This is a genomic window from Cytophagaceae bacterium ABcell3 (assembly GCA_030913385.1).
GTDB lineage: Bacteria > Bacteroidota > Bacteroidia > Cytophagales > Cytophagaceae > ABcell3.
Map to the genome: position 1 here is coordinate 4,737,253 of CP133159.1, position 15,394 is coordinate 4,752,646.

The 15,394-nt window shown below is 42.7% G+C and carries 10 protein-coding genes; all 10 read right to left on the reverse strand.

The window, feature by feature from the left end:
* Nucleotides 1-55 precede the first annotated feature (55 nt).
* The 10 genes from RCC89_19525 to RCC89_19570 all read right to left on the reverse strand — a co-directional run bounded on the left by RCC89_19525 (nucleotide 56) and on the right by RCC89_19570 (nucleotide 15,390).
* Nucleotides 56-1,141, reverse strand: coding sequence for a hypothetical protein (locus RCC89_19525; GenBank protein ID WMJ75332.1), 1,086 nt, complete (start codon nucleotides 1,139-1,141; stop codon nucleotides 56-58).
* A 76-nt stretch (nucleotides 1,142-1,217) separates the two neighbouring features.
* Nucleotides 1,218-3,158 (reverse strand): RHS repeat-associated core domain-containing protein, encoded by a 1,941-nt coding sequence (locus tag RCC89_19530; protein WMJ75333.1) that lies wholly within the window; start codon nucleotides 3,156-3,158, stop codon nucleotides 1,218-1,220.
* Between the two features lie 330 nt (nucleotides 3,159-3,488).
* The gene (locus RCC89_19535) at nucleotides 3,489-3,662 is read right to left on the reverse strand and encodes a hypothetical protein (GenBank protein ID WMJ75334.1); all 174 of its coding nucleotides are present in this window, start codon (nucleotides 3,660-3,662) and stop codon (nucleotides 3,489-3,491) included.
* Between the two features lie 11 nt (nucleotides 3,663-3,673).
* Complete coding sequence (locus RCC89_19540) at nucleotides 3,674-4,246, reverse strand: hypothetical protein (GenBank protein ID WMJ75335.1); 573 nt, start codon at nucleotides 4,244-4,246, stop codon at nucleotides 3,674-3,676.
* Complete coding sequence (locus RCC89_19545; GenBank protein WMJ75336.1) at nucleotides 4,230-4,364, reverse strand: hypothetical protein; 135 nt, start codon at nucleotides 4,362-4,364, stop codon at nucleotides 4,230-4,232. The genes RCC89_19540 and RCC89_19545 overlap by 17 nt, the downstream gene beginning before the upstream one ends.
* Before the next feature lie 177 nt (nucleotides 4,365-4,541).
* Complete coding sequence (locus RCC89_19550) at nucleotides 4,542-5,078, reverse strand: hypothetical protein (protein WMJ75337.1); 537 nt, start codon at nucleotides 5,076-5,078, stop codon at nucleotides 4,542-4,544.
* Between the two features lie 222 nt (nucleotides 5,079-5,300).
* Nucleotides 5,301-5,864, reverse strand: a complete 564-nt coding sequence (locus tag RCC89_19555; protein ID WMJ75338.1) for a hypothetical protein — start codon at nucleotides 5,862-5,864, stop codon at nucleotides 5,301-5,303.
* Between the two features lie 5 nt (nucleotides 5,865-5,869).
* Entirely contained in the window at nucleotides 5,870-13,138 is a 7,269-nt protein-coding gene (locus RCC89_19560) for a SpvB/TcaC N-terminal domain-containing protein (protein ID WMJ75339.1), read from the reverse strand.
* A gap of 267 nt (nucleotides 13,139-13,405) precedes the next feature.
* Entirely contained in the window at nucleotides 13,406-14,251 is an 846-nt protein-coding gene (locus tag RCC89_19565; protein WMJ75340.1) for a hypothetical protein, read from the reverse strand.
* 11 nt (nucleotides 14,252-14,262) lie between these two features.
* Entirely contained in the window at nucleotides 14,263-15,390 is a 1,128-nt protein-coding gene (locus RCC89_19570) for a glycosyltransferase family A protein (protein ID WMJ75341.1), read from the reverse strand.
* Between the last annotated feature and the right edge of the window lie 4 nt (nucleotides 15,391-15,394).

The following is a 15,394-nucleotide window of genomic DNA, read 5'->3' on the forward strand; positions in this document are numbered from 1 at the left end:
TTGTTACCCGCATACTGGTACGGTGTATAGAACGGATAGTCCCCCGCCAGCGGATTCACGTCCTCCAGCCCGGTAACGACTTAAGAATGTTTTCTTCCAAAAAACTGAGATAACTTTTAGAGGAAGTGCTCAACTGATCCATGTAAAAAAAAGCATGTTTTTTCATCTTCTCCCCAATACCTTCTGGATGCACAATTTGAATTTTTTTATCGTTAACTTTTACATATTCTCTAAAGTATTTTAATTTATTATTTTGAGGATTACCTCTTTCATATGTTCTATCTAATGCTGCAAATCGGGATAAACCTATACATTCATTAAAAAATAAAGGATTACCTAATATTCCTAAACTTAAAATATCTTCATGAAATCGGTAGATATATTCATCCTTCTTTGTGGCTTTTTTAAAGTCATTATTAATCAAAATCAGATTAAAATACTCCGGAAATCCCAAATCTCCTCTCTCATATTTTCTTTTGAGCAAAGCTTCATCGTATTCAAATCCGAAGTAAACACTACCATTCAAAGGCTTCATAAAACGAACCATTTTTTTAGTACTGAACTCTTCAAGAAAAACAAATTCAGAGAAAAAGAGCTTAAGTAAATCTCTCAGATATTTCAACCAATCATTGACATTAATTATATCTCCAATCTCTTTATATTTTTCTAATTCATAAATAGAAATTTCGATATCTAAAAAGCATGGGAAATCAGAGATTGCTTCATACCATTCACAGTTGTCCGCTTTTTTCCAAAACTCATCCTCACAGTTGTAACTTAAATCCCTAACCTTATTCACATAATCATAGTAACGAGGGGTATAATAAACATCAGTGGGTAAACCATCTGGATCCCTGAACATAATTTCATTATTAAAAAAAGAAGGTTGCATATATGAAAATGAATTCCTTAACTGAAGTCCGAAATTATTTGAATCTTCAAATAAGTAATCAATTTCCTTGACTGTCGTATTATAATCTATAGTGAAGGGGTCTTTTTTGGCACAAAAAATTGCAAATAAAATTCTGTTTGGAGTCTCAAAATTTGTTTTAATAAAGCTCATGCACTGTTCTTTAAAAGTATATTTACTTCCTTTCAAATTTTTCTCAAACTCCATTCTAAAATTTTCTTCAAGCTTCATTTAACAATAATCACTTAATCTTTAACAAAAATACAAGTAAAATAAAAAGAATTATTTCGCTGCCTTCAATATATTATTAAGGTATAGGAACAGGAATGATCCTACTTCTAACAACATAATAAGCTACAATAGCAATTGCAGCTAAACTAACTAATATCATTTTTTTATCAATATCAGGATCAGCCCAATATCTGTTTTCAGGTACAAGTTGAGGTGTATGCTTTCTTTCTGTTTCAGGCGCTACTACAGGTTGGGTTTGTGGATCTTTGTTTCCATCTTTTGCATACCATAGTATAGCACCGTTATTTGCATCAGGTATCATAAACATAAATGATTGTTTAGTCTTTGGGTCTGTAAGTATAATACCATTGGGAAGAGGAGCTGGCGCTCCACCTTTTTGTCCAGTTTTGTATTTATCTGTCCCATAAGCTTCATTTAAAGCAGTAACGTAATCTTTTGCCTCTTTCGCAGCAAGAACAGCAGAAGGCCCCATACCTGGCTTTAATTCCCAAACTCCTGCAACCGCCCCTTTTTCATAAACTATATCTGGACGGCTCCTATCATCAGGTGCATTTACTGCCTTATTAGGCCTCCAAAATCTAGAATCCTCTCTTTTTTCAATATGCTCACTTAATGCTCTGTGGGCAGCTCTTCCCTGAGCCATTTCGTTTGGCCCGGCAGTTTTAATATTATCTTCATTAAGTGCATCAGAAGAAATAATACCTCGTGCTTCTGGCAATTTTAATTTTGTGCCTATTTGTAACTTCTTGTCATTTTTAGGATCAAGGTTATTAGCATTTCTTAACTCCTCTGTAGATACTCCATACTTTTGAGCAATTTCTGATAAAGTATCTCCAGCCACTACAGTATGAATCTTTGGTTCTTTTGCTCCTGCATCTGTGGTTTGTGTACTATCCCCTCCATCACCACTTTGCGGAGAGGGCTCTGTGCTTCCGGTTTCTGCTCCGTCTATATCTGTATGATTGATAGGCTTATTGTCTGCATAAGCAAAAGGAGATAGATGAGCATATTTAGGAGCCAGCGGATCCACACTCACAAACCTGCACGTCCAGGCATTGTAGTACCTCATACCGTAGTAGTACAGCCCGCTTTCCTCGTCCTTTTCCTTCCCACAGAACCTGTAGCGCTTTTTTCCATAGCTCCCGAAGGAGGTTTCCCCAAAGGGCGTGTATTCCTCTCTGCTTACTAACGTACCGTTGCTGTCAACTTGTATACAACTGCTGCCCAGATGGTCTTCGAGGTTGTACTTAATAGCAGGGGTGATGTCACCCATGGCATCGCCAAGGCGTATGGTGGCTATGCGGCTCTGGTCGTCCATGATGTGCAGGGTGTTCTGCTCTGTGGTACTGCCACCGTACTGCCCTATTATCCACTGGCCTATTTCCAAATCCGGTATCGCTGTACCCTGGTCATATACACCAATAGTCCACTGGCCTATCTCCAGGTTCGGGATGGCATAGGCAGCGGCACTGATGCTTTCCCTGGTATGCTCAAATATCCCGTCTATGTAGGTAGTGCTTTTATAAGAACCGTCCTGCTTTTGCACCAGCTTTTTTATGCGGTTGCCGCCACTGTCATACAGATAAAAGGCATTGAGACTTGGTTCTCCCTCACCTGCCTGTATGCGGAAGGACTTCAGCCGGTCTGCGTAGTCCCATGCAAAATGCCGGGACTCTCCTTCTCTTATGATATTGCCGTTTACATCATGTATAAAGCCATAGGCCGTCTGCCCTATGGTAATGTCTTCTAATATATTCTTTTCAGGGGAATATTGAAAGCTTCTGGTGAAGTTTCCGCCGGTGGCTATGTGCTGCAGTCCCTGAATGTTGCCCATCTTGTCATAGCTGTAATGTTGGGTATATCCGCGTGTCAGCGTGGGGTCATGGCTCCTATAGGTATCGTCCCAGGGCTCTGTGGCGGTGGTGGCTGTTTCCCTGCCGGTGGCGGAGAGCAGCCGGTAGAGGGCATCGATCAGATAACGGATAATTCGCTTCAAAAAAGATTATGCGGTCTTCTTCCATATTTCCAAAAAATAATAGTCTAAAATAGCCTTTGCTTATATGAAATAAATGGTCTTTAAAATCATATACCATAATTCTAAAGAGACCATTTTCATAATAAGGTAGTAGTAGAGCTTTATTATCCTCTGATAATTTTGGAGGGCCAGAAAACAACCCAATATTATGACCATCCATAAACAAAGAACCTACTAAAGGACCATGCATCCCAAACTTTTCTTCTAAATCCCTATACTCTATAGCTAAATCTTTAAATATATATTTGTCGGCAAAATTATTCGCTGTTTCCATTCATAAATTATTTGGCATTATTTAATACCAATCTCTTTTAATATTTTATTAATGGAAGGTTCATCAACGTTAATTTCTTTTAATATAGCAATAACCCTTTCCTTATTTTTCTGTTTTTTTGCAGACTCAAATTCTTTATATAAACCACTTGCGAACAATCTTTCATTAACGGTCATTCCTGCAAAACTCATAATCAATAAATTTAAAATCCCCAATAACTTTTGAAATTCCCAGGCCTGTTCATATAATTATACATATTCACCTTGTTGGGATTTATTAATAATTCTGGCAAACCTCCTGCATTACCATCAAGAGGCAATGCTCTTCTGAATAAACTAATGTCTTTTATTTGAGCACTTCCTTTAATATAAGATGTACCCCAATTACCACTCGGTAATCCTGCATAATTCCTATACATGTTTGTTGGCATTAATTTAGGATTTACAAAAGTCCAAGAGTAACCATTAATCCTGGAAGCCCCCCCGTAAACTCTATAAACAGGTATGCTCATATTTCCTAAAGAACTGCTTAAAGAAGTTGTAGGCCCTCTTCTAAACAACAACCCACTTCCTACTGAGGCAGTAGTCCCGGCAGCAACATTACCCCACTGCCTGCTTGTCATATTAGGTGCATTCATAATCAGACTCTCAGCATTAGCGATATCAGTATTTACCCGATTTACAAAAGCATTTTCATTAGAAGCACCTAAAGCACCACCTACCAAACCCAATCCCCATTCAAAACTGGATTGAAGGCTACTAATGGCATCGGTCACTAGTTGAATTTTTCTGCTCCCAACCAAATTCCTTCATAGACCGCTCTAAAGTACCATCTCCTTTTCCTAAACCAAGTTCTTCTCCAGATTCTGTATGAACCCATGTACCTTTTGCCATATTATCATTTCCACTATCCCCTCCACCTCCTTGATCAGATGCGGGTTCATCCTGTAACCCCGAAGGATCTATCCTATTAATGGGGTTATTACTGGCATAATGATAGGATGTGAGGTGAAGCGAGTATTATTATTCTTCCCTTTGTCTGTAGCTGAAGCGGCTCATTCTTTCTTATTCTTATTCTTCTTTTACTATAACCTCACAGCCATATTTCACTGCAAGCTCTTCATATTTGTTTACTATCTCTGGTATCGGATAACAAGGATTGAACCAGAACAAAAACATACCATCGGAACAAAACATTACTTCATCTTTAAATGAAGGTAAGCCTCCTCCATAAGCATGAGCATTAACAAGTTCTTGCATACGTTCTTTAGCTAAATAAGGCACAGTTGTAATCCACATTAATTCTCTATTAAACTCTTCGTCATAAATAAAGTCAAGTAGCCATTTTGAAAACTTGCTCACTTTAGATACCCAAAACTTATCTTCTCTACCTTCTAAGTATTGATAAGCTTCTGTTGGTATTTCATCATAAATAGAAGATTCTAACGGATTATTTATAAGTATACTTCCTTCCTTACTTAAAAAAGCATACTCTAATACTTCTTTTACTATAGGTTGCCATGCATCTCCTTCCACATTACTATGCTTCCAAGGAAGAGTAAAATTTATAGCATTGAACTTTTTGAGTATTTTGATTTCTAATGCCATAACTTACCACCCGAATAAGTGATCACTAAAAGATTCTACAGCTTTTCCTCCATAATAAGAGCCTGCAATACCGCCAGCAATTCCTCCTAATATAGACCCAACTGCCCCATACCGGCAGCAGTACCGAGAGCAGGTACAACAGAACCAGGTCGTCCATGATATGCAAAATATTCTGCTCTATCACGGCCTCTCCATAAATCCCAATCTCCCATTCCCCTACTTCTAGTGGTTATTAACACCAATCCCTTTGACTTGAACTATTTCAACGATTTCAAAATCTATTTGAAAATGAGGAGATGGAGGAGATATGATATGAGTATATTGTCTTATTTCTTTGATAAAAGATTGAGCATCCTCAACACATGAAAACAAATAATTATTATTAAGTTTTTTAATAAATGTTTCGTATAGGGTTTCAAAACCTTCAACTTTTTTTCTTAACCAAAAATGAATCATAGAAGATTCATTACTTGCAACAGCTTCATAACCAAGTTTTTTATACAATATATTTTCAGGTATCTCTTCCTTAATACCTTTCACAAGTATCAGCTCAAAAGGCTCTGTTGACAATTTTGTAAAACTATCTGCTATTTCAATCAAATCAGACACTTGAATCTGTTTACTATCGGATGAAAGAAGTTTCACATACAAGTTTTCTAAAAAATCAATTTTCGAATTTTCTTTGAATTTCGATTCGGGAATTTCATTTCTGCAAACCCCTCGATAAGTATCGCTTATTTTAAACTCTTCCTTTTTAAAGGGAAGCCCTAGTATCTTATATTCCATAAACTTTAATTTAAGATTGGAATATGAATTTGCCCTTTATCTCCAACATTCAGATGTTTCATTTGCCAAGGATTTGGAGGTGAATGAGGGGCGTCAATTCTTACTTTTATTCCTTTTTGTCTTAATAGTTTAGTAAAACGGGCTGCTTGATCTCTAGTCATTGCACCAATTTTACCTGCTTTAAATTGATTTTCAAAAACTTTGGCATAATTAAACAAGTCATCTCCTGATGCTTTAGCCAAGTCTAGTGCATCGAATTTTTTTATTCCTAATTTGGGAAGGTTCGTCACCTCCTTAGCGGCATTAGCCGGTGCCACTTTAGGAAGAGGAGCAGGAACTTTCACTTTCGGAGCAACACGCCCAACTCTCGAAGCCGGTAAAACATATGGTGCAGCAAAGGCTAATTCAAATAGTGCGGCAGCATAAGCCTGTATCATCATAGGCCCAGCATAGTCAGCAAAAATTTCCTGGCTCGCTCTTAAGCCTACAGTTCCTCCTTTAGTATTAAACAGACTGATAGACCTTGCATTCTTAGCCAACCATTCTTGCCTGTGATGCTCCCAGTTACCTTCCTTCAAAGCTTCAGGAGTCGGCAAATCCACATCGACTGGCTCTTTTTCACCAATTACATATGCTTTAGATTGTATTGTTTTTGCCTTTTCTGAAGATGGTAATGAAGAACCTGGAGACTCGCCTGAAATACTTAATGTTTCTCCTATATTTATTTGATCACTTTGTTTCCTTTTCTGAGTCTGAGGATTTAGTGTTCTTAAATTATCAACAGTTGTGCCATATTTCTCAGCAAGGCCAGACAAAGTGTCTCCTTCTTGAACACTATGGGTTTGAGGATCATTGGCAGGAGGATCACCATCACCATCACCAGTCCCTTCAGCTTTACCTCCTGTTGGATCGTTCATCATTACAGGATTACAATTGGCATACGTATAAGGAGAAAAATTAATTGTTTCCTCCGCCAGCGGATCCACACTCACAAACCGACACGTCCATGCATTGTAGTACCTCATGCCATAGTAGTACAACCCTGATTCCTCATCTTTTTCCTTCCCACAGAACCTGTACCGCTTTTTCCCATAGCTCCCGAAAGAAGTCTCCCCGAAAGGATAGTACTCCTCACTGTTTACCAACGTACCATTTGTATCTAATTGTATACTGCTGCTGCCCAGATGGTCTTCGAGGTTGTACTTAATAGCAGGGGTGATGTCACCCATGGCATCGCCAAGGCGTATGGTGGCTATGCGGCTCTGGTCGTCCATGATGTGCAGGGTGTTCTGCTCTGTGGTACTGCCACCGTACTGCCCTATTATCCACTGGCCTATTTCCAAATCCGGTATCGCTGTACCCTGGTCATATACACCAATAGTCCACTGGCCTATCTCCAGGTTCGGGATGGCATAGGCAGCGGCACTGATGCTTTCCCTGGTATGCTCAAATATCCCGTCTATGTAGGTAGTGCTTTTATAAGAACCGTCCTGCTTTTGCACCAGCTTTTTTATGCGGTTGCCGCCACTGTCATACAGATAAAAGGCATTGAGACTTGGTTCTCCCTCACCTGCCTGTATGCGGAAGGACTTCAGCCGGTCTGCGTAGTCCCATGCAAAATGCCGGGACTCTCCTTCTCTTATGATATTGCCGTTTACATCATGTATAAAGCCATAAGCCGTCTGCCCTATGGTAATGTCTTCTAATATATTCTTATTTTCTGTGTATGTAAAACTTCTTGTAAAGTTTCCGCCGGTGGCTATGTGCTGCAGTCCCTGAATGTTGCCCATCTTGTCATAGCTGTAATGTTGGGTATATCCGCGTGTCAGTGTGGGGTCATGGCTCCTGTACGTATCGTCCCAGGGCTCAGCAGCGGTGGTGGCTGTTTCCCTTCCGGTGGCGGAGAGTAGCCGGTACAGGGCATCGTATGTATAGTCTTTTTCCAGTATGTCCGTGCCGCCTACGCCGCTGCCGGGGGCACGGTTGATGATGGAGGTGATATTTCCCGAAAGGTCGTATTCATAAAAATTGTCCTGCCGCACGGTTCCGCTGGCGTAGTTATAGGCAAGGCCGTTTTTCTCATACCTTTCCGTACGCAGCCTTTTGAGGCGGAAGTTGTCCTCGTCATAGGCGTAGCGTGTCATCATGCCGTTGCCAAAAGCTATCAGGGTTCGCTGTCCGCGGGCATTGTAGGCAATGCGCTCCACGTAGACCTGCTCTTCTGAAGCTTCTGTATTCTTCAGCCCCACTTGCTCCAGTGCGCCCGAGCGGTTATATCTAGGAAGGAGTATTTTCCGTTCCTGCTCCACGTCTTCGGGAAATTGCATTTCGGTTACCCTGTTCAGGGCATCATATTTCATGCCTGTAACATAGGCAAAACTGTCCAGAACAGCTTCTGTGAGGCTTTCCCAGTCTGTACGGGGGGCATCTGTACCTGCGGAGACCAATGTTGCATCGGATATGACCTGCCTTGTTTTTTCGGGAGGGTTGCCCTTAAAGTCATAGCGGTCTATACTGGTAAGGCCGGCTTCGTCATATACCTTGTAAGGTTTGCCCATCAGGTTGTCCGCTTCTGGCTGGCCGAGGCCGGCACTGTCGCCATAAATGGTTTTCTGCCGGAGGGTAAGCGGCTCACCGGCAGTATCACGTGCCCATACCTTTACAGGGCGGGAGAGTATATCATAACTGTTCAGGACCAGGGCACCTTTGGCATCCCTGAGTTCCAGGGGGCGGCTGAGGGCATCCATAAATACTGTTTTTTCGCCACCGTCTATATGCGCTGTCCATAAGGGCCTGTTCAGCAGGTCGTATTTGTGCCGGAAAGTTGTCCTTTCCAGTGCGTCTGTGACTTCAAGCAGGTTGCCCCGTATGTCAAAAGCATAGCGCATCACCACATCGTTGCCATTGCGCGCAAGGCGGTCAATGGTTTTGACAGTCCGCCCCAGGCCGTCAATTACCGCACTGGAAGGGGTATAATGGTGTTCTGCCGGGGCAGATCCCGCAGACCCTATATAAAGCTCCCCCAGGTCATTGGCGTCATAGGTGTAGCTTTCCCATGGGGTAGGGGTAAATACCCGTGGGTTGTCCAGGCTCAGCGGCACGCCAAAAACAACCCGCTGTTCTGTGGCATCGGGGTTTACAGTTCGGATTACCTGCCCCCGCGGGTCATAGTACATTTTTACTTTCCTGCCATGGGCCCTGAAAGGAAACTGGTAGGAGAACCCCTGGTCATAGTAAGGTTCATATTTTTCTACCACCCAGCCTTTGTTGTTATAGACCTGCCATCCGCTGACTATAACATTGGGGTTGTCCGCAGAGGTGTTTTCCACACCTGTGGCCGGGGCATTGTCACCATGGACAGAAGGAAGCCCTGCGTCGCCATGTAAACTGTCGCCAAAAATAACTTCTTCGGCCTGTGAACGTGTTTGCAGCAAGCGCCCGAAACCATCGGAATATTCTACACTTACTAGTGTGTTGTCCTTTATGGTTTCGTCCACCTGGTCATGGTAGTGGTGCTCCCGCTGTATGGTTTTTACATAAACCGGTTCTGCCCTGTCCATAAAGGCAAAAAAATCATACTCCATCCGTGTGCCCGGAACTTCAGGGGTATCTCCTGCCGCTTCCCCTTCCTTGCCCATGACGGCTGTTTCAAAAAGAAAGCCCAGGGGAGTGAAAGCGAACTGTATCCTGTTCAGGTTCGGGTCGGTGATCTGTGCTGCCTGCATGACCCGGTAATCGTACTCCGCAAGTGTTTCCATACCGGCGGGGTCGGTTACTTTAGCAGGCATCAATTTATAAGTGTCATACTCCACAGAGGCGGTATTCCCGAGTGCATCCTGCATTTCCAGCACCAGGCCGGAAGCACCGGCAGGGGAAACATGGAAATCAAATTTCTGGCGTTGTTCTATTACATAGTACCCTTCTTCGTAATGAGACTCGTCAGGAAGCAAAGGGTTTCTGAAAACATACCCTGCATCAGGAGGGAGGGCATTTCGAAACCCTTCCGGGCACTCCTCCGTCCATACAGGCTCACCACCTTCAGTCAGGTAGGGGGGCAGGCCATTTCCAAATACGTCAGCAATGGTTTCACTTTCAAAGGCCAGGACTTCGCCCCGTACCGGAACTCCATAATCGCCCAACTCTCCATAAGGCAGTCCAGTAAAAGCCTGCCCGTCATAGTAGGAGACGGAATGGCCGATAAGTTTAAATTCAAGAAACAGGGATTTTTCAAGAATTCTTTTTCTAAGTTCTGCAACAGAGCCGCTGCCGTTATTCCTGATTTCCCATACCCTGGCGGAAGCCGGTCTGCCAGTCAGGTAACGGAAGTCATCGTCCCTGTTTATAAATTCGGTTTCAGATAAGGTCGCATAAAAAATATCAGGTTCATCAAGGTTATTGTCTGTTGCTAACCGTTCACCGGTGATGTTCCTGCCCCGTGGTAATGCTACAGATATTTGTTTGCGCGGATTTCCATAGGCATCATAGTCTTCGGTAAAACTGTATTGGGTCATTGGTTCATTGCCCCGCTCCCATTGGCTAGTACGGGAGGCAAGTGCCATGGAGAAGAAAATATATCCTGAGCCAGCCCTGTTGGAGGCTTCAAGAAACTTTTCCCTTTCTATACCCCGTGCAGGTAGCCTGACAGGCTGAGGGGAAAATTCAATACGCACCCCCTGCAGGTTTTCGGTAATGGTATAAGGTCGGTTTTGCCGCGCACTACCGTCCATCGCATAGACTTCTGTTCTCAGAATGCTGCCGCGAAGGGTTCTGAGGGCATCTCTTTTTGCCCTCCGGGGCAAGTGCCTCAGCATAGCTTTCATGTCAGCCGGGCGCTGAAGCACCTGCCGGTCTTCCTGCCAATATTCATGGCTGAAATCAGGTTCCTCCCAATCCCCCCTTTCTCCTCCTACAGGCCCGGGGTGGAACCAGGTACGGGTTTCGAGAGGCGGCGAATAATATGAGCGGTGTACTGTACTTCGTTCATCATCTGTCTGATTGTATCGGTCAAAGGTTTCTGTATCCCGCTGGACCACTTTGCAAAACCCTCTGAACTCCCTTTCGCCTCCATCCCAATATCCGTGGTGGTAACTATACTCAGTCACCAGTTTGCCACCAGAAAGCTCATCGTGCACCTCTACACTGGCCACGACCTGTACCGGAAAAGGGAGCGGTGTTTTCCACCGGGTTTCAGGCCTTTTAAAATCTTTTACAAAATAATCTGTAGAGGAACGGTACGAAACCCTGGTACGGGCACCCATATTATTGTCCATCCCACTCAGGACATAAGGCTTGACTCCACCTGTAAAATCAAAGTAGAACATTCTGTCGCGCCGCAGTCCATCATAATCATAGCTCCAGACAATACCACTTACCCCGCTGCCGTTCAAGTCTGCCTGGCGTATCGATGCCGTATCATAAAATGCCGGTGTACCTTTTATCACGACCGGGTCAGACCAGCTTTTACCTCCTTTATTTACCCAAAGCGTCAGGGAGTTGTTTTCCACATACACAATATCGGCCATTCCATCGCCATCCACATCACCAATAAGCACACGTTCAGGGCTAAACTGAAAAGGGAGCTTTGGGCTGTTCCGCATAGAAACCTTCGCACCCCATTTCCCATGCCCCATATTAGGCCAGTATTCCACATGGCCAGCATGTACCAGCACAATATCCTGCAGGCCGTCTCCCGTCATATCGGCAAACCTGACCCGTGGATCAGTAAAGCTTACATTCGGGAATTTATCTAATCGTTGTTTCTCAACAGTTTTTACTTTATAAAACCCTTCATCCGGGTGATTAAAAAAGCATTCCAGCCTGCTGCCATTCCTTAGTACGTCGGTAACCCCATCGCCGTCCAGGTCAAGGAGCTGTACTTCAGGATCTGCCAAAGAAAAAGAAGGAATATTTTTATAGGGTTTAAAAGACTTCCTGTCCCACAGGCCATTAAACTGCATTGGGAAATAACCACTCTGCCCCTGCTTGTTAACCACCAGGTCAACACGGCCGTCACCATCTGCATCCATTAAAGATACTTCCGGGTCTGACAGGCTGGCACCAGCCGGGGCATCTTTCATATTTCGCGGCAAATCAAATTTCCCGTTGCCAAGATTCCTCCAGTAACGCACCACACCGTTATTGCCACTCACTTGCAGAATATCAGGGAGGCCACTGCCAAAAAGATCGGCAAGCTCATAATCTCCATTTGCAAAGCTAAAAGGAGGAAGATCCCTGCCACGCACAGGCATAAACTCCCTTGTTTCAGGAGTAAAGCGGGTATAGTCAAAGTCTAATGGAGGCATCCATTCACTTTCATCCTCATTATGTCCTTCAATACTGACCCTGCTGAGCAGGCTAATGCCGTTTACAGGAAGTACATTTTTAGAAAAATCACCTGCTTCGACACGTTCATCCAGGTAAGTCAAGTGGTATGTTTTTGTAAGTATTTCACCAGAGGAAGGATTGGTATAAATCTTAATCTTACTGCACCTTTTCGTTGTGCGAACCTCGAAGCCCTGCCTGTAAGATGAAAGCGGGTCAGGCCGTTCCTCATACTGGAAAACAGCACGTACCATCCATTGCTTCTTTTCTTCAGACATATAGTCACCGTACCTGATTTCTTTCAGGTAAAGCATATCCCATGCATGAAGCCCTTCCGTGCCATTTCCCCGCTCGTAAATATATTCAATGGCGTTGCCAAATACATCTTCTGTTTTAGTAAGGTTCCACTGGTAAACTTTCGTACGATATTCAGGGTCGGCAAGTACCGCCTGATCGTTAAAAGAATTGCGGGAATTGGCCTGTCCCGGCGTACCGTACCAGCTGGTAAGGCCATCAGAGCTTTTAACTTTCCAGAAATTATTGTCAGAATCACTATGATGCTCAATACGGGCAAACAAGCCTTCAGTCCTGGGGCGGTATCTTTGGGCCACTTCAGAAGCACCTGGCACAGGTATAAGGTCTTCTGCCCCGGAAAGTATAAAGACATCTCTCTTGTCATCATATAAAGGCACTCCTTTAGAAGTTTTACGGCTAACCCCGGGAACACTAAGGTTCCAGCCCAGTCCAAAAGGGCCATTCCCATTGCCGGTACTATATACTAGGGAAAGTTCTGGCTGAAAACCATTACGTCCCGGCGGAAGAGCAACAGGAACAGAAAAATTTCCCGTACCCGTAAACAGGTCTGGAGAAAACTTTTCACCCATTCCGCTCACTGCACCGCCACCCTGCGGTACTGATATGATATTGCCACCTACGCCTGTATTTTCTGACATAACTGCTATATTAAAAATAATTTAAAAAATCAAATAACTGGCTGGTAGTACAAAAATATGTAAACCTACCTGTTTAAATTCCTTAGAAGGTTTCTGATACGGCCAATATACCTTTGTACAAAACCATGTTTTCCAATGCCATAAACTAGCATGTCACATCAAGAAAATCACTTGCTAACATGCGAATTAATTATGCTATGAGACCCTCATAAAGTTTTTTTGCTCCCTTAGGAAAATGCAAAATTCAGAGCTTCCGCGAAAAAACCGTTATTCTTCCGTTTCCAGTACTGCAAAAAGTCTTTGGACAGATATAATGGAATTTCCGCTCCCTGTTTGATGCCTGAACTCAACCCCCAGCACATCTCCAGCATTTAAAGCAAAGTTTAGTTCACCAGAAACCGCTGTCTGAAAACCGTTTCCTGAAGCATTACCCCACGTTCCCAGCCCTGAATTACTTACAGGGATATCGACATCTGTACCTACTTGTGTCCTGGCATCATACCCAGACTTAAAAACCCTGAGCCTCATAACCGGATTAGCGCCCACAGAGCCCCCATCTACACCTGCACCTGCAAAAGTGACCCTGATTTTTTTAATGGTACAATTATTCATGATGACATAGGGGTCTATGCTGCCATCTTTAATTCCATGGCCTTCCGCTGTGGTAGGCTTGTTATTGGTTATTGCTTCAGAACTCACTTTGTATAAACCCAAGGTTGCATTGTTGATGCTTCCGGTATGACAAAAATGGTAAACCCTTTTGACCGCCCCTGTACTTCCACCTCCTCCACTTCCGGCCACAGCATCTACATATTGCTTGGTAGCGGCGTGCATGGCACTAGCAGGGTCTGCATGTAAGGCAAGGGGGCCTGATAGAGCGTCGCCATCTTTTTTAACACGGTTGTTTAACTGTCCCTGTGCTTTGCCCAAAGCAGAGAGAATGTTATCTGTTTCATTAATTTCTGCATTCTGGGCAGTTAAACCTGCCAAAAGTGCTCCCGAAAGCTCGTTGATAAGCAAAAATGAATCAATAAGGTCTGCAAAATCAGCACCCGAAGGACGGGCACCGTCTTGAAAATATTCTTTAAGTGTTGATCTGTCTTTAGCTGCCATAGATAAAAAATTTAGAATTGGTTAATAGTAAACTCAGAAGAAACTTTACCCTTGGAATCTTTCTTTGCAGGCTCTTTAACTACCTTCATTGATTGTGAGCCAAAAACAGTACCACGGCCATAGCCCTCGGTGTTTACCCATAGGCTCCTTTCATTCATATTTTTCTGATATTTACTTGCATTTGTAACAATAGAGTAGGAGGATTTTACATTTTCTAGGAAATTTGAATCTTCAACTTTAAAAAACGTAAGACGAATTTCAGGTTTTTTCAAAAGGTAACACAAGCCTTGATTATCAGTAAAAAGTTTTTCCTCTCTCCCTATAGAAAAGTTTAGCATCAGAAATGAACTTTCTTCTTTCCACCTTCCTTTATCCCAGACCCCTCCTTCTATAGTAAAAAGACCCGGATAAAACTCATGTTTTTCATTTAAGGTTCCAGACTCAAAAGTACCATCTTTGTATAGGAAAATTACTTTAGTAGAGCCTATATCATATGCAACATAAAAACGGTCAAGGTTTTTATTAAAATGTTCCTGCTCCAGTCTATCTTCGTTACCATGCGATATTGACCTTAGAAAATCAAAGTTTTTAATTTTAACCTCTTTTCTGCCCATCATAACAAGTCTTTCATAAAGGTCTATGTCTTCATACCCATAGCTGGTCATAGATTCATCATAGCCGCCGACCTTATGAAAGTCACTTCTCCATGCGCCAAACCTTCCAAAAGCATCTTTGTATGGCATGTATTCGCCATGAAAGTTGCTGTTTACAACAATATTCGAATCTTTGTTAAATTCGGCATTCAAGAAAGAGGCAAATCCTTGACCTGTGAAGTTATCTGCATCAACATTACAAATAAGCTCACCGGAACATAAGTTTACTGCCATATTTCTAGAGTGGCTTCTATTAAAAAACTCCGGTTCCTCAGTTCTAAAAAATTTCACCTTCCCAGAATCTAAATAAGTTCCTAGTTCATTCTTTACCCACTCTTCCATACCGTCATCAGAATTATAATCAAGAATAACGAATTCAAGATTGTTATACTCATTATTGTCTTTAATATTAGCCGGAAGTGTTTTCTTCAAATGATGAAGCCGGTTCATGCTTATTGTGAAAAAACTTATAAAATACTCTTTCATATTT